This window comes from Cellulosimicrobium sp. EB106-03-01-XG111 (assembly GCF_058792115.1).
On the sequence record NZ_JBYTEQ010000016.1, the window covers coordinates 77637 to 95065 of the forward strand.

A 17429-nucleotide genomic window follows, 5' to 3' on the forward strand; every position below is an offset into this window, starting at 1 on the left:
TGCCACGGGCGGACGCGCCCGCGGCTCCGACGACACCGAAGGACGAATGAGTGGTGGACAACGCTCCCCGAGTGCTTGCCGGGCGCTACCAGGTCGGTGAGCTCATCGGCCGTGGTGGCATGGCCGAGGTGCACATCGGCCACGACAACCGCCTCGGTCGTACCGTCGCGATCAAGATCCTGCGCTCCGACCTCGCACGCGACCCGTCGTTCCTCGCACGCTTCCGGCGCGAGGCGCAGGCGGCGGCGTCGCTGAACCACCCGGCCATCGTCGCGGTCTACGACACGGGCGAGGACGTGCACGAGGACGCCACCGGGAACTCGGTGCACGTGCCGTTCATCGTCATGGAGTACGTCGAGGGCCACACCGTGCGGGACATCCTGCGCGACGGCCAGGCCGTGCCCATCGACGAGGCCGTCGAGATCACCGCGGGCGTCCTGGCGGCGCTCGAGTACTCGCACCACGCCGGGATCGTCCACCGCGACATCAAGCCCGCCAACGTCATGATCACGCCGACCGGCGCCGTGAAGGTCATGGACTTCGGCATCGCCCGCGCGGTCGCCGACTCCGCGGCCACCATGACGCAGACGCAGGCCGTCATCGGCACCGCCCAGTACCTCTCCCCGGAGCAGGCGCGCGGCGAGACGGTCGACGCGCGCTCCGACCTGTACTCGACCGGCTGCCTGCTCTACGAGCTGCTCACGGGGCGCCCGCCGTTCATCGGTGACTCGCCCGTCGCGGTCGCCTACCAGCACGTGCGCGAGGCGCCCGCCACGCCGAGCGCGATCGCTCCAGACGTGCCCGAGGTGCTCGACCGCATCACGCTCAAGGCGCTCGCCAAGGACCGCACCGCGCGGTACTCGAGCGCGGCCGAGTTCCGGGCCGACCTCGAGAACGCGGTGCGCGGAGGGTCCATCACGGCCCCGGCCCTCGGCGTCGCGGCCGCCGCCGCGGGGCTCGGTGCCGCCGCCGCGGCCGCCGACCTCCAGCCGACGATGGTCGAGTCCGCGACGCAGGTCATGACCCCGGCCGCCGCCGCCGCGAACCCTTGGGCGACCAGCGCGGCGCCCGCCGTCCCGCCCGGGGAGCAGCCCCCGGGCGAAGACGAGGAGGAGCCCAAGAGCCGCAAGGGCCTCATGTGGACGCTCATCGCGATCGGCGTGCTCGCGCTCGCCGCGATCATCACGATGATCGTCATCAACAGCCAGGGCGAGGACGAGCCGACGACCGGCACCGTCCCGACCCTGTCGGCAGGCGTCACGCCCGCGGAGGCCGAGCAGAGGATCACCGAGGCGGGCTTCGAGTACGCACAGGCGATCGACCAGGACTCCACGGAGCCCGAGGGCACGTTCACCCGGACGGACCCTGCCGGCGGCACCACCCAGGAGCTGGGGGTGACCGTCACCGCCTTCTTCTCGGCCGGTCCCGACGCCGTCACCATCCAGGATCTCAAGGGCAAGACGCAGGAGGAGGCCCGGCAGTACCTCTCCGACGCCGGGCTCAACGTCGGCGACGTCAACACCGAGGACTCCCCGGACGTCCCCAAGGGCGCGGTGACGAAGACCGACCCCGGCGCCGGACAGTCCGTGCCCGCGGGCTCGACGGTCAACCTCTACGTGTCGAGCGGCCTGGTGGCCCTGCCGGACGTCACGGGCCAGCAGTTCGACGCCGCGAAGTCGACCGTCGAGGCGCTCGGCCTGAAGGTCGACCGCAGCGACGAGGAGTCCGACGAGCCGGAGAACCAGGTGCTCTCGCAGCAGCCCAACGCGGGCAGCGTCCCGCAGGGGTCGAGCGTGACCCTCAATGTGGCCGTCCCGCGCGCAGCGGAGACGACGACGGTGCCGACGAACCTGGCCGGCATGACCGAGGAGCAGGCCATCGAGGCGCTGGGCGGGGCCGGGCTCGTCCCCGGGGCACGGCAGACCCAGGAGTCCGAGCAGTGGCCGGCCGGGACGGTCATCGGGTCCGACCCGCGGGGCGGGACCGAGCTCGAGGTCGGCTCAGAGGTACGGCTCATCGTCTCGACCGGGCCTGGACCGTCGAACGGGGGCGGCGGGAACAACGGCGGGGGCAACGGGAACGGCGGGGGCAACGGCGGAGACGGCGAGGGCTGACCCTCCGCCCCCCGGGCCATCGACGACGACGGGTCCTCACCTCCACGGAGGTGAGGGCCCGTCGTCGTGCGGGGGAGCCGCGGGGTGGCGGCCGGGGTCGGCGCCGCGCGGTGCTCCCTACTGGCGCACGAGCGGCGCCATGCCCGCGGAGCGCTCGACGGCGCCCTCGAGGCCGCACGCCTCGAGCCAGTTCGCGAGCAGGCGGTGGCCGCCCTCGGTGAGCACCGACTCCGGGTGGAACTGGACGCCGTGCAGCGGCAGCTCCTTGTGCTGGAGGCCCATGATGACGCCCCCGGCGGTCGTCGCCGTCACCTCGAGCTCGGCGGGCACGGTGTCGGTCACGACGGCGAGCGAGTGGTACCGCGTCGCGGTGAACGGGAGGGGGAGGCCCGCGAGCACGCCCTCGCCCTCGTGCTCCACGAGGCTCGTCTTGCCGTGCATGAGCTCGGGCGCGTGCGTGACCGTCGCGCCGTACACCTCGGCGAGGGCCTGGTGGCCGAGGCACACGCCGAGCATCGGCGTGCGCGACGCGGCGCACGTGCGGATGACGTGCTCGCTCTGCCCCGCCTCCTTCGGCGTGCCGGGCCCGGGGGAGACCAGGACGCCGTCGAACACGGTGCCGTCGGCGTCGCGGAAGCGGCCGTCGGCGTCGGGCTCCGGCACCGCGTCGTTGCGCACGACGACGGTCTCGGCGCCCAGCTGGTCGAGGTAGCCGACGATCGTGTAGACGAACGAGTCGTAGTTGTCCACGACGAGGATGCGGGTCTGGTGGGTCATCGCGGGGCCTCCACGGACGCTGCGCCGGCGGCGTCGGTCTGGATGTTGGGGTCGTTGAACGGCATGTACTCGGACACGAGCGGGAACAGCCACTCGAAGCACGCGAGCACGACGGCGGCCGCGAGGACGAGCAGGATCAGCACCCGCAGCCACGCCGGGCCGGGCAGCACGCGCCACAGCGCCCCGTACATCACGAGCCTCCTTCGGCGGCGGGAGCGGTCTGGCCGACGAGCTCCGGCGGCGTGCCGTCCTCGACGGGCATCCAGTAGTCGAACTTCGCGTTGACGATGTACCGCGCGACGAGGGAGTTGAGGCCGATCGGGTGGCACGTCGTCAGCGTGAGGTACCGCTCGGTGGGCTCGACGCCGGGCTGCCACGGGACGGGAGCGATCGCCTCGACCTGGTCGGGCTTCACGGCCTGCATGTGGTCGACGCGGTAGACGTACCAGGTGCCGCCGGCCTCGACGACGATCGGGTCGCCGATCTCGAGCTCCTCGACGTCGTGGAAGATCTTGCCGTACGTCTGCCGGTGCCCGGCCAGGGAGAAGTTCCCGACGGCGCCCGGCATGACGGTCTCGGGGTAGTGCCCGGCCATGGCCCGGTCGAGGATCGACCGCTTGTCGGTACCCTCCGCGATCGGCATCATCTTGCCGTCCCAGCGCGGCACGTAGAGCGTGCCCCACACCTCGCCGAGCGCCGGCGCGGCGGGCACGGGCGGGTCGTCGCGCAGGATCGTCGTGCCGACGTCCGCGGCGTCCGGGGTCGGCGCCTGGATCTCCTCGAGCACCTGCGCCTGGACCCGGTCGGCCTGGACGTCGGTCCACCAGAGCTGCCAGACGACGTACAGGCCGAGCAGGATCCCCAGCGTGATGAGCAGCTCGCCGAGCACCCCCACGACGGCGGACACGGGCCCGCGCCCCGTGCCGCGGTGCCCCGCGTGCCGGGCCGGTGCGGGGCTCGTCGCGGTCACGACGCCACCGCGTCGGACGGGCGCGCGTAGCGGAGCTCGAGCGCCCCCTGGTAACCCGGCATCTCGATGTCGCTCTCGTCCTCGACGGACCAGCCGAGGTTCACCGCGTCGACGTACTCCTTGTACACCTGGACGCCCGGCGAGCGGTCGAGCGCGTCGCGCAGCGCCCCGGGGTCGCCCACGGCCTCGACGACGTAGGGCGGGGAGTAGACGCGGCCGTGCAGGAGCAGGATGTTGCCCGCGCAGCGGAACGCCGACGTCGCCGTGACGCGCTGCCCCTGGAGCGTCATCGCCTCGGCACCGCCCGCCCACAGCGCGTTGACGACCGACTGGATGTCCTGCTGGTGCACCACGAGGTCGTCGGGACGGATCCCCGCGGGGTAGCTGCCGTCCGGGGGCGCGTCGTCGAGCGAGACGGACACGCCGGCGCCGCGGACGGGCGTCGTCCCGGCGGAGACGGCGGTCCGCGCCGCGAGGTCGGGGTCGACGCCGGTGGGCGCGCCCTCCGTCCGCGACAGGTCCGCGACCTCCGCCGTCAGGGCGTCGACCTGCGTCGCGAGGTCGGCGACGCGGTCGGACTCGCGGTCGACGAGCTGCGCGAGGTTCTCCGGGTGGCGCGACTCGTCGCCGCGCGCGAGGCGCGCGTTGGCCGTGAACATGAGCCCGGCGAGCGCGAGGACGAGCGCGACGGTCACGGCGGACCGCACCCGGCGCGCGCGCGGCGTACCGCCCGGGACGGACGACGGCGCGTCGGCGGGATCGTCCGGGCCCGTGGCGGCGGGGTCCGTGGTGCTCACGCGACCGTCTCCTTCCTGGGGCGGACGCGGTCGTCGACCGGTCTGCGTCGTGCGTCTGCGTCGTGGGATGTGTCGTGCTGGAGGTCGTGCGCCGCACACCTCGCGGCACGTCCTCCGCGCGCGGTGTCCGTGCCTATTGTGTGCGCCCACTACGCTAGTCGACGAACGTCGTCCACGATCGTGACGGACCCGTGCTCCGGCAGAGTCTCGCGGCGCGTCGACGACCTTCGCCCGACCCATGCACGGTTCCTGCACGACGACGGCAGGCGTCCGCTCCCGCGGTGCGTCCCGGCGCCGGCGCAGCGAGCCCCACCAGGACAGGAGCCCACCCTCGTGCCCGAGTCGAAGTCGCGCAAGAAGCCCAAGCCGCAGCGTCCGCCGAGCGTGCCGAAGCCCGAGTCGGGCAACCCGCGCTGGCTCGTGCCCACGATGCTCGGGCTCATGCTCGTCGGGCTCGCCTGGATCGTGCTGTTCTACCTCAGCGGTCCGAAGCAGCTCCCCGTCCCGCCCCTCGGCGCGTGGAACCTCGGGGTGGGCTTCGCCTTCATCATCGCGGGGTTCGCGCTCACGACGCGCTGGAAGTAGCCGCGCGCCGGGCGGGGCCCTGGGTCCCGCCCGGCGACGTCGGGCCTCACACCGGTGTAGTTCCACACCTGTGAGTAACCCTGGGGATAACTTTCGCGGCGGCCTCGGTCAGGCGACGTGGCCGAACTGGTCCGCCGCCGCGTAGGTGAGCCAGGAGGCGGCGACCAGCGCCACGACGACCAGGACGGTCGCGCCCACGGACACGAGGGTGCGGCGTTCCCGCGGCGCGTACGCGTAGGCCGCGCCGAGCGCGAGGCCCACCACGAGACCGCCCAGGTGCGCCTGCCACGCGATGCCGGGGAAGAACAGCCCGATCGCGAAGTTGATGCCGATGAGCACGACGATCTGCATCGCGTTCCGGCCCGTCCGGCGCAGGACGAGCAGGATCGCCCCGAACAGGCCGAACACCGCGCCCGAGGCGCCGACGACGGGCTGGTACCAGGCCTCCGACGTCGGGCCCCCCGCGAGGAGCAGGTAGCCGACGGAGCCGCCGAGCGCGGAGAGGAGGTAGAGCGCCGTGAAGCGCAGCCGGCCGAGCTGCTGCTCGAGGAACGGGCCCGTGATCCACAGGGCGTACATGTTGAAGAGGATGTGGACGGGGCTCGTCGAGTGCAGGAACGCCGCCGTGAGGAATCGGTAGGGCTGCAGCTCGCCGACCCAGGGCGCGAACGCGAGCATGTTCGTCCACGTGCCGCCCGTGACGAGCTGGAGGAGCCAGCTCACGACGCACAGGCCGATGATCGTGAACGTCACGACGGGCGGGCCGCCCCGCACCTTCCCGCCCAGCGCGGTGCGCGCCGTGGGCGCCTGGCGGGCGGCGTCGCGCACGCAGTCCACGCACTGGACGCCGACCGCCGCGGGGCGCTGGCACTCGGGGCACGCCGGGCGCCCGCAGCGCTGACAGCGCACGTACGACACGCGGTCGGGGTGCCGCGGGCACACCGGCGGGACGGCGGGACCGTCGTGCGGTCCGGCCGTCCCGTACGCCGGCGGGCCGGGTGGCCCGGGAGGTGTCGTCGAGATGGTCAGTCCTCGATGGTGACGGACGTGATGACGATGTCCTCCTGCGGGCGGTCGCCCGGACGCGTGGGCGTCGCGTTGATCGCGTCGACGACGGCGCGGGACTCGTCGTCCGCGACCTCGCCGAAGATCGTGTGCTTGCCGTTGAGCCACGGCGTGGGGACCGTCGAGATGAAGAACTGCGACCCGTTGGTGCCCTCGGCCTCGCCCGTCACCGGGTTGCGGCGCACGCCCGCGTTCGCCATCGCCAGCAGGTACGGGCGGTCGAACTGGAGCTCGGGGTGGATCTCGTCGTTGAACGTGTAGCCGGGGCCGCCGGTGCCGGTCCCGAGCGGGCAGCCGCCCTGGATCATGAAGTCCTGGATCACGCGGTGGAAGATCAGGCCGTCGTAGAAGGGCTCGGTGCGCTCGGCGCCGGTGCGGGGGTCGGACCACGTCGTGGTGCCCTGGGCAAGCCCGACGAAGTTCGCCACCGTCTTCGGGGCGTGGTTCGGCAGGAGCTCGATCCGGATGTCACCTGCGGTCGTGTGGAGGGTTGCGAACATGGGCACCATCTTCCCACGAGACCCGCGCCCGACCCGTCCGGGGCGATGTCTCGCGGCGTGGCCGGGGTGGTGGCAGAGTGGGCGGAAACGCATCGCATCCGCACATTCGTCCCGTCGGACGACGACCCCGGGGAGCACGCATGACCCGTACTCGCTCAGCGAGCGACTCCGTCAAGGACACGCTCGAGTCGATCGACACCGAGAAGCTGAAGGAACAGGCCGCGCAGGCCGCCGCGACGGCGCAGAGCGCCGCGACCCAGCTCGCGGACCAGGCCAAGGACGCCGCGGTGCACGCCAAGGAGTGGGGCACGCCCAAGGTGGAGGCGTTCCTCGAGTGGCTCCAGCCGCGCGTCGAGAAGGCGTGGCAGGACAGCATCCAGGCCGCCGCGCCGCGCGTCGAGAAGGCCGCGACCAAGGCCGCGCCCGCGATCGACACCGCGCACGACCGCCTCGTGGAGGACGTGCTGCCGAAGATCGTCGCGAGCTTCAACGCCGCCGCCGCCAGCGCGGCCGACTCCGCCCAGCGCGCCGCGGACAACGCGGCCGAGGCGACCGCCGCCGCCACGGCCGCAGCAGCCGCCGCGTCGGGCACGAAGGCGCGCAAGCTCGCGAAGCAGGCCAAGAAGGCGACGGCGGAGGCCGCGAAGCAGGCGCAGAAGTCCGCGGGCAAGGCCGGCAAGAAGGCCGCCAAGCACGCCGACAAGACCGCGGAGAAGGCGGCCGCCAAGCTCGCCGCGGCCGCGGACAAGGCGGCTGCGAAGGCCGCCGAGGCGGACTCCTCGAAGGGCAAGGGCCGCACGCTCTGGTGGATCGCCGGTGGCGTGACCGCCGCGGGCGTCGGCTACGTGCTCTACCGCCGCGCGCAGCCCACGACCGACCCCTGGGCCGAGCCGTGGGAGCAGGAGCAGCAGCAGGTCCACTTCGACGACGTCGTCGGCGACGCCAAGCACGCCGTCGGGGACGCCGCCGAGTCGATCGGCGAGGCCGCGGGCGCCGCCGTCGCGAAGGGCCGCGAGGCGACGGACAAGCTGGCCGAGCGCGCCGCCGAGGTCCGTGACGACGTGACCGACCGCGTGACCGAGGCCGTCTCCGACGCGAAGGACGCGGCGAAGAAGGCGACGAGCCGGGCACGCAGCACCACCCGCGGCGGCGCTGCCGGCGCGAAGGACGCGGTGCAGGACACGGCGGAGGACGTCAAGGACGCCGCCGCGGACGCCAAGGACGACCTGGGCGACGCGGGCAAGAAGGCCCGCGAGGCCGCCGAGTCCGCGGCCGAGGACGCCGCCAAGAAGGCCGACGACGCCTGACGCTCCGCGCGCCGTCCCCCGACGGTGACCGACGACCGAGGGGCCCGTCCCAGCAGGGACGGGCCCCTCGTCGTCCCCGGGGGCGGAGGTCTCGCGAGCACGCGGACGCGGCGGTGGGACGCGGCCGCGGCGCCGAGCACGCCGAGGCCGGACGCACGAAGACCCCGTCCGCAGCCGGACGGGGTCTTCGTGGTCGTGACGATGGTGGAGCCAGGGGGACTCGAACCCCCAACCCCCTGCTTGCAAAGCAGGTGCGCTACCAATTGCGCCATGGCCCCGGGTGACGCGGCCGGGGCCGGTCAGCAGCGAGAGGTGCTCACTCGAAGGTGTCGGTGACCTCTGCCCAGAGGTCGCGCTCGGCGTTGTCCTCCGTGTACTTGCGCCACACGAGGTACCCGGCGCCGGCGGCGAGGAGCAGGAGCAGAAGCTTCTTCATGGTGTTCCCCCTCGAGTGGGTTGGCAGTGGGCCTAAGAGGACTTGAACCTCTGACCTCTTCCTTATCAGGGAAGCGCTCTAACCGTCTGAGCTATAGGCCCGAACGCGCCTCGCCGGACAGCCCCAGGAGGGCTGCTCCGCTCGCAGGCAGCGATTGAGGTTACCCCACCGGGAGCCGCAGACCCAAACCGAGGGCCCGTGCCTCCCGGTCGGGGAGCCGGTGCGCGGTCAGTCGTCGGTGAGCGTGAGGTGCACGCCGCCCACGAGCGCCGCGACGATGTTGTACAGGAACGCCATGATCGTCGAGAGCGCCGTGATGATCACGACGTTCACGACGCCGAGCAGCGTGGCGATCGAGATCACGCGGCCGAACGCGACGTACTGGCGGATGTCGACGTCCGTCTCCGTGCCGACGATCTGCGTGAACAACTCCTCGATCTTGAAGAAGACCTGCATGCCGTCGAGCACGTACCAGACGACGGCGGTCGCGACGACGGTCATGATCCCGATGGCGACCGCGAGGAGGAAGCCGAGCTTCATCGCGGACCACGGGTCGATGCGCGAGACCGCGAGCCGGACACGGCGCGGGCCGCCGTCGGGCCGGACGGCCGGGGTCGCGCCCGTCGCGGTCCCCACGGCCGGCGTGGCGCCGGTGAGCGGGCTCGCCGTGCCCGTCACCCCGGCGGCGGAGTAGTGCATGGAGGCCCCGGCGGGAGCGCCGGCGGTCGCCGCGCTCGTGGGGGCCGAGGTGGTCGTGGGCACGCGCCTCACCGTCTCGTCGTCGATCTCGTCGTGCCCGCGCTCGGGCTCCGTCTCTGCGGGCGCGGCGGGGACCGCCGCCGACACCTTCTTCGCGGCCGTCTTCGCCGCCGCGATCGCCGCGGCCGCCGCCTTCACGGCCCCGGCCCGGGCGACCGCGACACGGCTCTCGCCCGACGCGCGCTCCATGCCGTCGTCGTCCACCGTGCCCTGCGCGGGCGCGGCCTGGGCCGACGGGCCCGGCGGGGGCGGGGGAGGCGGCGGGACCGCGGCCGCGCCCCCGTCACGCGGGGTCGCCGGGGCCGAGGAGCCCTGGGACGCACCCTTCGACGAACCCTGGGACGAGCCGTTCGACGACGTGCCGTCTGCCTCGCCGTGCCGGCTCGGGGACGTGCCCCCGGAGCGGGCCGCGTCCGTGTCCGGTCGCGGGACGGTCAGCCGCGGCGTGATGGTCGGCGGTGCGTTGTTCTCGCTGCTCATCTGGTTTCCTCGGTGGTTCCGGGGGCCGGCTCGGTCCCGCCCGCCCCGTCGGACGAGGCGGTCGCGTCGGTGGTCGGTGCGCTGCTCGTGTCGGTGACGCCCGGGGCCGTGCCGGTCCCGTCCTCGCCCTCCACGGTATCCCGATCCTCTCCGAGGCGACGCTCGACGTTCCGCGCGACCGCGATGATGCGGTCGCCCTTGTCGGGCTTCGCGAACGTCACCCCCTGCGTGTTCCGACCGGTGAGGTTCACCTCGCCGACCGCGGACCGCACGATCTTCCCGCGTTCCATGATGACCAGCACCTCGTCGTCGGCCTCCGTCACCAGAGCCCCCACGAGATCTCCACGAGCCTCGACCAGGTTGGCGACCTTGATGCCCAGACCGCCGCGACCCTGGACGCGGTACTCGTCGATCCGCGTGCGCTTCGCGAACCCACCCTCCGTGACCACGAAGAGGTCGGAGCCCTCCTCGACCACGTCGGCCGAGAGCAGCTCGTCGCCGTCGCGGAACTTCATGCCCGTGACGCCCGACGTCGCGCGGCCCAGCGGCCGCATCGTGTCGTCGTCGGCGGGGAAGCGGATGGACTGGCCCTTGCGCGACACGAGGATGAGGTCGTCGTCGGCGTCCACGAGGAGCGCCGCGACGAGCTCGTCGGGCGTGCCGGACTCGTCCTCGCGCAGGTTGATCGCGATGAGGCCGCCCGATCGCGGCGAGTCGTACTCCGACAGCCGCGTCTTCTTCACGAGGCCGCGACGCGTCGCGAGCACCAGGTACTCCGCCGCGTCGTAGTCGCGCAGGTCGAGCACCTGGGCGATCTTCTCGCCCGGCTGGAACGCGAGCAGGTTCGCCACGTGCTGACCCTTGGCGTCGCGCCCGCCCTCGGGGAGCTCGTACGCCTTCGCGCGGTAGACGCGGCCGAGGTTCGTGAAGAACAGCAGCCAGTGGTGCGTCGTCGTCACGAAGAAGTGGTCGACGATGTCGTCCTCGCGCAGCTGGGTGCCGCGCACGCCCTTGCCGCCGCGCTTCTGGGCGCGGTAGCTGTCGCTGCGCGTCCGCTTCACGTACCCGCCGCGCGTGATGGTGACGACCATCTCCTCCTCGGCGATGAGGTCCTCGATGGAGACCTCGCCGTCGAACGGGAGGATCGTCGTCCGACGCTCGTCGCCGTACTTCGCGACGATCTCGCCCATCTCGTCGCCGACGATCGACCGCTGCCGCTCCGGCTTGGCCAGGATGTCCTGGTAGTCGAGGATCTGGCGCTCGAGCGCGTCGTGGTCGTCGAGGATCTTCTGCCGCTCCAGGGCCGCCAGACGGCGCAGCTGGAGGTTGAGGATCGCGGTCGCCTGGACCTCGTCGACGCCCAGCAGCTCCATGAGGCCCGTGCGGGCCTCCTCGACGTCGGGCGAGCGCCGGATCAGCGCGATGACCTCGTCGAGCGCGTCGAGCGCCTTGAGGTACCCGCGCAGGATGTGGATGCTGCGCTCGGCCTCCGCCAGGAGGTACCGCGTGCGGCGCACGACGACGTCGAGCTGGTGCGTCGTCCAGTGCCGGACGAACGCGTCGAGGCTCAGCGTGCGCGGCACGCCGTCGACGAGCGCCAGCATGTTCGCGCCGAACGTGTCCTGGAGCTGGGTGTGCTTGTACAGGTTGTTGAGCACGACCTTCGCCACGGCGTCGCGCTTGAGCACGACGACGAGGCGCTGGCCCGTGCGGCCCGACGTCTCGTCGCGGATGTCCGCGATCCCCTGGACGCGGCCCTCCTTGACGAGGTCCGCGATCTTCGCGGCCAGGTTGTCCGGGTTCACCTGGTAGGGGAGCTCCGTGACGACCAGGCACACGCGGCCCTGGATCTCCTCCACGTTCACCACGGCGCGCATGGTGATCGAGCCGCGACCCGTGCGGTACGCCTCCTCGATGCCCTTGTGGCCGAGGATCGTGGCGCCCGTGGGGAAGTCCGGGCCCTTGATGCGCTGCAGCAGCGCGGCGAGGAGCTCCTCGCGCGAGGCGTCCGGGTGGTCGAGGTGCCACTGCACGCCCGCCGCGACCTCGCGGAGGTTGTGCGGCGGGATGTTGGTCGCCATGCCGACGGCGATACCCGCCGAGCCGTTGACCAGCAGGTTCGGGAACCGCGCCGGGAGGACCGACGGCTCCTGGGTGCGGCCGTCGTAGTTGTCCTGGAAGTCGACGGTGTCCTTGTCGATGTCCCGGACCATCTCCATGGCGATCGGCGCCATGCGGCACTCGGTGTACCGCGGGGCGGCCGCCGGGTCGTTGCCGGGGGAGCCGAAGTTCCCCTGGCCGGCGACGAGCGGGTAGCGCAGCGACCAGTCCTGCACGAGGCGCACGAGCGCGTCGTAGATCGCGCTGTCGCCGTGCGGGTGGAACTTGCCCATGACGTCGCCGACGACGCGCGAGCACTTCGAGTACGAGCGGTCGGGTCGGTACCCGCCGTCGTACATCGCGTACAGCACGCGCCGGTGCACCGGCTTGAGGCCGTCGCGCACGTCGGGGAGCGCACGGCCCACGATGACGCTCATCGCGTAGTCGAGGTACGACCGCTGCATCTCGAGCTGCAGGTCCACCTGCTCGATGCGCCCGTGGTGCACCGCGACCGTCCCGTCGGCGTGCACGGTCTCCTCGGACCCGTCGCCGGGAGCCGTGGGCTCGTTCTCGGGGTTCTGCTCGTCGGTCACGGTCTACCTCGTTCGTTCGTCTCTGCGTGCGTCGTCGACCTGGAAGCCCTCCGGACCCGCCCGGGAGGGCGGGCCGCGCCGGGGCGTACGGTCCTGCCGCCCCCCGGCTCCGCGAGGAGCGGCTCAGATGTCAAGGAACCGCACGTCCTTCGCGTTGCGCTGGATGAAGCTGCGGCGGGACTCGACGTCCTCGCCCATGAGGACGGAGAAGATCTCGTCCGCCGCCGCGGCGTCGTCCAGGGTCACCTGGTTGAGCGTGCGGTGCTCGGGGTCCATCGTCGTGTCCCACAGCTCCGAGTAGTCCATCTCGCCCAGACCCTTGTAGCGCTGGATCCCGTTCTCCTTGGGGATCCGCTTGCCGGCGGCCTGGCCGGCGGCGAGGAACGCGTCGCGCTCCTTGTCGGAGTACACGTAGTCGTGCGGGGAGTTCGACCACTTGAGCCGGTAGAGCGGCGGCTGCGCGAGGTAGACGTGCCCGTTCTCGATGAGCGGGCGCATGTACCGGAACAGCAGCGTGAGCAGGAGCGTCGCGATGTGCTGGCCGTCGACGTCGGCGTCGGCCATGAGGACGATCTTGTGGTACCGGAGCTTGGTGAGGTCGAAGTCCTCGCCGATGCCGGTGCCGAACGCCGTGATGATCGACTGGACCTCCTGGTTGGACAGGGCCCGGTCGAGGCGCGCGCGCTCGACGTTGAGGATCTTCCCGCGGATCGGGAGGATCGCCTGCGTCCGGGGGTTGCGCCCGCGCACGGCAGAGCCACCCGCGGAGTCACCCTCGACGATGAAGATCTCGCACTCCTCCGCGCGGTTCGACTGGCAGTCGCGCAGCTTGCCCGGCATGCCGCCCGACTCGAGCAGGCCCTTGCGGCGGGTGGCCTCGCGCGCCTTGCGGGCGGCGAGGCGCGCCTGCGACGCCTGGATCGCCTTGCGCAGGACGTCGCGGGCCTCGTTCGGGTGCGAGTCGAACCAGTCGTTGAGCCGCTCGTTGACGACGCGCTGGACGAACGTCTTCGCCTCGGTGTTGCCGAGCTTCGTCTTCGTCTGGCCCTCGAACTGCGGCTCGCCCAGCTTGACGGAGATGACCGCCGTCAGGCCCTCGCGGATGTCGTCGCCCGTGAGGTTCTCGTCCTTGTCCTTGAGGATGCCCTTGTCGCGCGCGTAGCGGTTGACCAGCGAGGTCATCGCCGCGCGGAAGCCCTCCTCGTGCGTGCCGCCCTCGGTCGTGGAGATCGTGTTGGCGAACGTGTGGACGGACTCCGAGTAGGCGCTGGTCCACTGCATCGCGATCTCGACGGAGATGCGCCGCTCGGTGTCCTCCGACTCGATGTCGATGACGTCGGGGTGGACGAGCTCGACCTTCTTGGCGCCGTTGAGGTGCTTCACGTAGTCGATGAGGCCGCCGTCGTACTTGTAGCTCACCGTGCGCGCCGCGGTCGACGCGCCCGACGACGTCCCGTCGCCGCTCGCGGGCGTGCCGTCCTCGGCCTCGCCCGTGACCTCGTCCCCGGTGTCGAGGTGCGCAGGGCGCTCGTCGGTGAGCGTGATCCGCAGCCCCTTGTTGAGGAACGCGTACTGCTGGAACCGTGCGCGCAGGGTCTCGAAGTCGTACTCGGTGGTCTCGAAGATGGTCGGGTCGGCCCAGAACGTCTGCGTCGTGCCCGTCGCCTCGGTCGCCTCGCCGCGGTGCAGCTCGCCCACGGGCTTGCCGCCGTCGGCGAACTCCTGGCGCCAGGCGTAGCCGTCGCGCTGGACCTCGGTGACGACGCGGGACGAGAGCGCGTTGACGACCGAGATGCCGACGCCGTGCAGACCGCCGGAGACGGCGTACCCGCCGCCGCCGAACTTGCCGCCCGCGTGGAGGATCGTCATGACGACCTCGACGGTGGGCCGGCCCTCGGTGGGGTGGATCGCGACGGGGATGCCACGCCCGTTGTCGACGACGCGCACCCCACCGTCGGCGAGGAGCGTCACGTCGATCGTGTCCGCGTGGCCGGCGAGAGCCTCGTCCACAGAGTTATCCACAACCTCGTACACAAGGTGGTGGAGGCCTCGCTCACCGGTGGAGCCGATGTACATGCCCGGACGCTTGCGGACCGCCTCGAGGCCCTCGAGGACGGTGATGTTGCTCGCGTCGTAGCCGCCGCCCGCCGAGGGTGCCGCCTCCGCGGACGCCGTCGGGTCGGGGATGGCGGTGTCGGTGTGCTCTGCCACGGGCAGGACTGCTCCTCGTCGTCGTGCGCGCGACCGCCGTGTCCGTGCCGGACCGGCCGCCGCTGCTCAAAGGTTCCGGGCCCGCACCGCCACCTGCGTCGGCTCCGTGGGGGGAGCGTCCGACCTGCCGCGGACGGCTGGTGGAGGCGCCCCGGACAGGCTGCGCGGGCGGGGGGTGACAAGACCCGGAATGACCTCCCCAGTCTACCCGCCACGAGCCGAATTCCGCGGATCTCGGCCGTCCTGAGGTCATCTCGCGAGACATTCGCGACGCGATCCGCGCCGCCCCGCCGAAAGTTCTCCACACGGTTGTCCACAGGCTCTGCGCGCGCCGCTCGGACGCCCCTCCGTCGTCGTCGAAAAAGTGCCCGCAGCAACCGTCCTGACATCCGGGTGGGAGCGCTACCGCAACCGACAAGTCGGGAATCGGTGTTTGACGCGGAAAGTGGTCTAATACCACACACCATCCTGATTCGCGCGTCGTCCGCGCAGCAGCGATCGCCACGCGGGCGGCTCGACCCCGAAGGGACCCCACTCAGTGAAGAGACTCCTCGCGAGTGCTGCGACGACAGCGCTCGCACTCGGTGGCCTGCTCGTGGCCACCGCGGCACCCGCCTCCGCCCACACGCCCATCGTCACCGCCGACTGCTCGACGCTCTCGGTGAAGCTCTGGGCCTACTCGAAGAAGAGCAACGACCTCACCGTCACCGTGGACGGGAAGGAGGTCGAGTCCACGACCTTCCAGCGCGAGCTCACCCGGACGTACGACCTCGACCCCACGCAGGACCACACCTGGACCGTCTCCGTCGACGCGTCCGACGGGTCGCAGTACGACTACGAGCAGTCCGGCTCCACCCGGGCCTGCGAGACGCCGGACGCCCCGGTCCAGGTCGGCGTCTACGTCTACCCCAAGATCGACCCCGCGCGACCGGCGGCCTGGGAGAACTCCGGCCCGCAGAAGCTCGTCACGAGCGCGGAGGTCCCCCTGCCGGAGAAGCCGTGGGACAAGGCCTGGGTCGTGCAGCCCCTCGACCTGGAGGACGTGCGCGAGGTCGCCCGGGCGATTCAGCCGGACGTCGACACGGCCGGGCTGTGCACCGCCTGGGCCGTCCAGCAGGACCTCGTGGACCTGCCCGACGGCCTCGACGGTCTTCCGACCGACATCCGCTACTCGCCCGACGGGAAGCACCTCGGCGAGTTCCCCGAGGGCACGCTCATCGCGTGGGACCACCAGGACCTCGCAGACCTCCTCCCCGAGGGCGCGTGCGAGACGCCGGAGCCCGTCGAGGAAGAGGTCGACGCCGTCGTCACGCCGGCCGTGCCGACCGCCGTCGAGGTCTGCGGCACCGAGCTCACGGAGCAGAACCTCCCCGCCGAGTCGGAGGACGTCCGGTACACCCTCACGGACGAGGGCGTCGTCGCCGAGCCGAAGGACGCCGCGGCGACCTTCTCCCCCCAGACCGAGGAGCTGGGCTACCTCGTGACCGAGGACGGCCGGTTCGCGCTCTTCCCGCTCGAGGACCTCGTGCCCGCCGACGAGGCGTGCGCGCTCGTGCCCGGCGAGATCGGCGCCGTCTGCCAGGGCGACGTCCCCTACCTCGGCTACGAGGTCGCCCTGCCCGAGGGCGTCACGGTCGACTCGACGACGCCGCTGACGATCACCTTCCTGCACCCGAACGGCGGCGAGGACTACGTCGTGACGGACCAGCCCCTCAGCGGGACCCTCCTGTGGCCGGGAGCCTCTGCCGAGGAGCCGAAGCAGTGGCCCGGGTTCGTCCGCAACGAGGACGGCTCGTACACGGAGACCGACGGCAACTACGCCTGGACCCGTGACGGCGCCACGGTGCTGTTCGAGGTCAACCCCTCGTACTCGACGGTCGTCGAGTACCCGCCGACCACGAGCGCGTGCGCGAACCCGCCCGTCGCGCCCGTGGCCGTCGAGGACGTCGCCGGGCCGGCGGAGCCGAGCGGTCCGGCGCTCGCCACGACCGGTGCGACGGTCGCCGGTGCGGCTGCGTTCGCCGCGCTGCTCGTCGGCGGCGGTGCCGTGGTGCTCTGGCTGCGTCGTCGAGCGCAGGCATGACCCCCTGACGACCCCATGACGTGGTGACCAACGCCCCGGTCACCACCCGCGCGAGGCCCGCCGTGCCCCCTTCACGGCGGGCCTCGTCGTCGGTCCGGGCGGGCTCAGCCCCAGGTGTCGCGGGGGCCCGGGCCGCGCACGGACTTCTTCCCCCGGCGAAAGCTCGGCCCCGCCGGCCCGAGGACGGTCACCGTCTCGACGACCCCCTCGCCCACCTCGCGCGCGAGCCGCTCGAGCAGCTGCGGCGTGAGGAGCCGCACCTGCGTCGCCCACGCCGTCGAGTCGGCCCGCACGACGAGCACCTTGTCCTCGAACGTCTCGGGCTCGCAGTGGTCGGCGACCTGGTCGCCGACGACCTCGCGCCACCGCCCGACGACGCCCCCCACCGACACGTCCGCGACCCAGTCCCGCTCGCGCAGCAGGCGCGCGACGACGTCGCCCAGGAGCTGCGGGTCGCGTCCGCCCGGGCGCGCGCCCGACGTCGGCGGGTCCGCGAGGATGCGCCGACGAGGCTCCTGCCCCGGCCGCAGCCCCTTCGCCCGTGCCGCCGCCTTGGCCCGGTTCAGCGCCTGCCGCGCCACCTCCGCGGGCGGTGTCAGGTCCACGACGTGCCCCACGGGCAGCCCCGTGGGGCGTCGCTCCGGGACGTCGT

Annotated in this window: 15 protein-coding genes and 2 tRNA genes; 4 read left to right on the forward strand and 13 right to left on the reverse strand. The window is 72.4% G+C overall.

What is annotated here, in order from left to right; translation table 11 throughout:
* Positions 1–50 precede the first annotated feature (50 nt).
* Entirely contained in the window at positions 51–2114 is a 2064-nt protein-coding gene (gene pknB / locus AC3WT4_RS13480) for a Stk1 family PASTA domain-containing Ser/Thr kinase (RefSeq protein WP_492315675.1), read from the forward strand.
* Positions 2115–2231: 117 nt separating this feature from the next.
* On the opposite strand, the gene AC3WT4_RS13485 is transcribed toward pknB, so the two are convergent.
* From AC3WT4_RS13485 to AC3WT4_RS13500, 4 genes are read right to left on the reverse strand one after another with little or no spacing between them, the layout of a single operon-like run.
* Positions 2232–2891, reverse strand: coding sequence for an aminodeoxychorismate/anthranilate synthase component II (locus tag AC3WT4_RS13485; protein ID WP_492315676.1), 660 nt, complete (start codon positions 2889–2891; stop codon positions 2232–2234).
* Positions 2888–3082, reverse strand: a complete 195-nt coding sequence (locus AC3WT4_RS13490; RefSeq protein WP_034650515.1) for a hypothetical protein — start codon at positions 3080–3082, stop codon at positions 2888–2890. The genes AC3WT4_RS13485 and AC3WT4_RS13490 overlap by 4 nt, the downstream gene beginning before the upstream one ends.
* Positions 3082–3861 carry a class E sortase gene (locus AC3WT4_RS13495; RefSeq protein ID WP_492315677.1) on the reverse strand — a complete coding sequence of 260 codons (780 nt, stop codon included), beginning with the start codon at positions 3859–3861 and terminating at the stop codon, positions 3082–3084. The genes AC3WT4_RS13490 and AC3WT4_RS13495 overlap by 1 nt, the downstream gene beginning before the upstream one ends.
* Positions 3858–4658: a DUF881 domain-containing protein gene (locus tag AC3WT4_RS13500; RefSeq protein WP_257418722.1), complete on the reverse strand. Its 801-nt coding sequence runs from the start codon at positions 4656–4658 to the stop codon at positions 3858–3860. Before AC3WT4_RS13500 ends, AC3WT4_RS13495 begins: the two co-directional genes overlap by 4 nt.
* Positions 4659–4991: 333 nt before the next feature.
* On the opposite strand from AC3WT4_RS13500, the gene AC3WT4_RS13505 reads away from it, so the two are divergent.
* Positions 4992–5243, forward strand: coding sequence for a cell division protein CrgA (locus AC3WT4_RS13505; protein WP_074804014.1), 252 nt, complete (start codon positions 4992–4994; stop codon positions 5241–5243).
* Between the two features lie 108 nt (positions 5244–5351).
* Here AC3WT4_RS13505 and AC3WT4_RS13510 read toward each other — a convergent pair whose 3' ends face one another.
* Positions 5352–6071 (reverse strand): rhomboid family intramembrane serine protease, encoded by a 720-nt coding sequence (locus AC3WT4_RS13510; protein WP_492315678.1) that lies wholly within the window; start codon positions 6069–6071, stop codon positions 5352–5354.
* A 197-nt stretch (positions 6072–6268) separates the two neighbouring features.
* Positions 6269–6808, reverse strand: coding sequence for a peptidylprolyl isomerase (locus AC3WT4_RS13515; protein WP_021483785.1), 540 nt, complete (start codon positions 6806–6808; stop codon positions 6269–6271).
* A 140-nt stretch (positions 6809–6948) separates the two neighbouring features.
* On the opposite strand from AC3WT4_RS13515, the gene AC3WT4_RS13520 reads away from it, so the two are divergent.
* Positions 6949–8115: a hypothetical protein gene (locus AC3WT4_RS13520; protein ID WP_492315679.1), complete on the forward strand. Its 1167-nt coding sequence runs from the start codon at positions 6949–6951 to the stop codon at positions 8113–8115.
* A gap of 202 nt (positions 8116–8317) precedes the next feature.
* Here AC3WT4_RS13520 and AC3WT4_RS13525 read toward each other — a convergent pair.
* The 6 genes from AC3WT4_RS13525 to gyrB all read right to left on the reverse strand — a co-directional run bounded on the left by AC3WT4_RS13525 (position 8318) and on the right by gyrB (position 14670).
* Positions 8318–8393 (reverse strand) — tRNA-Ala (locus AC3WT4_RS13525).
* 38 nt (positions 8394–8431) lie between these two features.
* The gene (locus tag AC3WT4_RS13530; RefSeq protein ID WP_021483216.1) at positions 8432–8551 is read right to left on the reverse strand and encodes a DLW-39 family protein; all 120 of its coding nucleotides are present in this window, start codon (positions 8549–8551) and stop codon (positions 8432–8434) included.
* Positions 8552–8578: 27 nt separating this feature from the next.
* Positions 8579–8652, reverse strand: a tRNA-Ile gene (locus AC3WT4_RS13535).
* Between the two features lie 127 nt (positions 8653–8779).
* The gene (locus AC3WT4_RS13540) at positions 8780–9790 is read right to left on the reverse strand and encodes a DUF3566 domain-containing protein (RefSeq protein WP_074804008.1); all 1011 of its coding nucleotides are present in this window, start codon (positions 9788–9790) and stop codon (positions 8780–8782) included.
* Complete coding sequence (gyrA, locus tag AC3WT4_RS13545) at positions 9787–12483, reverse strand: DNA gyrase subunit A (RefSeq protein WP_074804007.1); 2697 nt, start codon at positions 12481–12483, stop codon at positions 9787–9789. Before gyrA ends, AC3WT4_RS13540 begins: the two co-directional genes overlap by 4 nt.
* Before the next feature lie 123 nt (positions 12484–12606).
* Positions 12607–14670: a DNA topoisomerase (ATP-hydrolyzing) subunit B gene (gene gyrB, locus AC3WT4_RS13550; protein ID WP_286186194.1), complete on the reverse strand. Its 2064-nt coding sequence runs from the start codon at positions 14668–14670 to the stop codon at positions 12607–12609.
* 619 nt (positions 14671–15289) lie between these two features.
* Here gyrB and AC3WT4_RS13555 point away from each other — a divergent pair.
* Positions 15290–16777, forward strand: coding sequence for a hypothetical protein (locus AC3WT4_RS13555; protein ID WP_492315680.1), 1488 nt, complete (start codon positions 15290–15292; stop codon positions 16775–16777).
* A gap of 104 nt (positions 16778–16881) precedes the next feature.
* Here AC3WT4_RS13555 and AC3WT4_RS13560 read toward each other — a convergent pair whose 3' ends face one another.
* A complete protein-coding gene (locus AC3WT4_RS13560; protein WP_074804375.1) occupies positions 16882–17382 on the reverse strand; it encodes a DciA family protein in 501 nt (166 codons plus the stop codon).
* Positions 17383–17429: the final 47 nt, after the last annotated feature.

Coding starts and splice junctions, on each gene's coding strand:
- AC3WT4_RS13485 (WP_492315676.1), bottom strand. CDS start 2,891: ATGACCCACCAGACCCGCATCCTCGTCGTGGACAACTACGACTCGTTC.
- AC3WT4_RS13530 (WP_021483216.1), bottom strand. CDS start 8,551: ATGAAGAAGCTTCTGCTCCTGCTCCTCGCCGCCGGCGCCGGGTACCTC.
- AC3WT4_RS13540 (WP_074804008.1), bottom strand. CDS start 9,790: ATGAGCAGCGAGAACAACGCACCGCCGACCATCACGCCGCGGCTGACC.
- AC3WT4_RS13515 (WP_021483785.1), bottom strand. CDS start 6,808: ATGTTCGCAACCCTCCACACGACCGCAGGTGACATCCGGATCGAGCTC.
- AC3WT4_RS13520 (WP_492315679.1), top strand. CDS start 6,949: ATGACCCGTACTCGCTCAGCGAGCGACTCCGTCAAGGACACGCTCGAG.
- AC3WT4_RS13490 (WP_034650515.1), bottom strand. CDS start 3,082: ATGTACGGGGCGCTGTGGCGCGTGCTGCCCGGCCCGGCGTGGCTGCGG.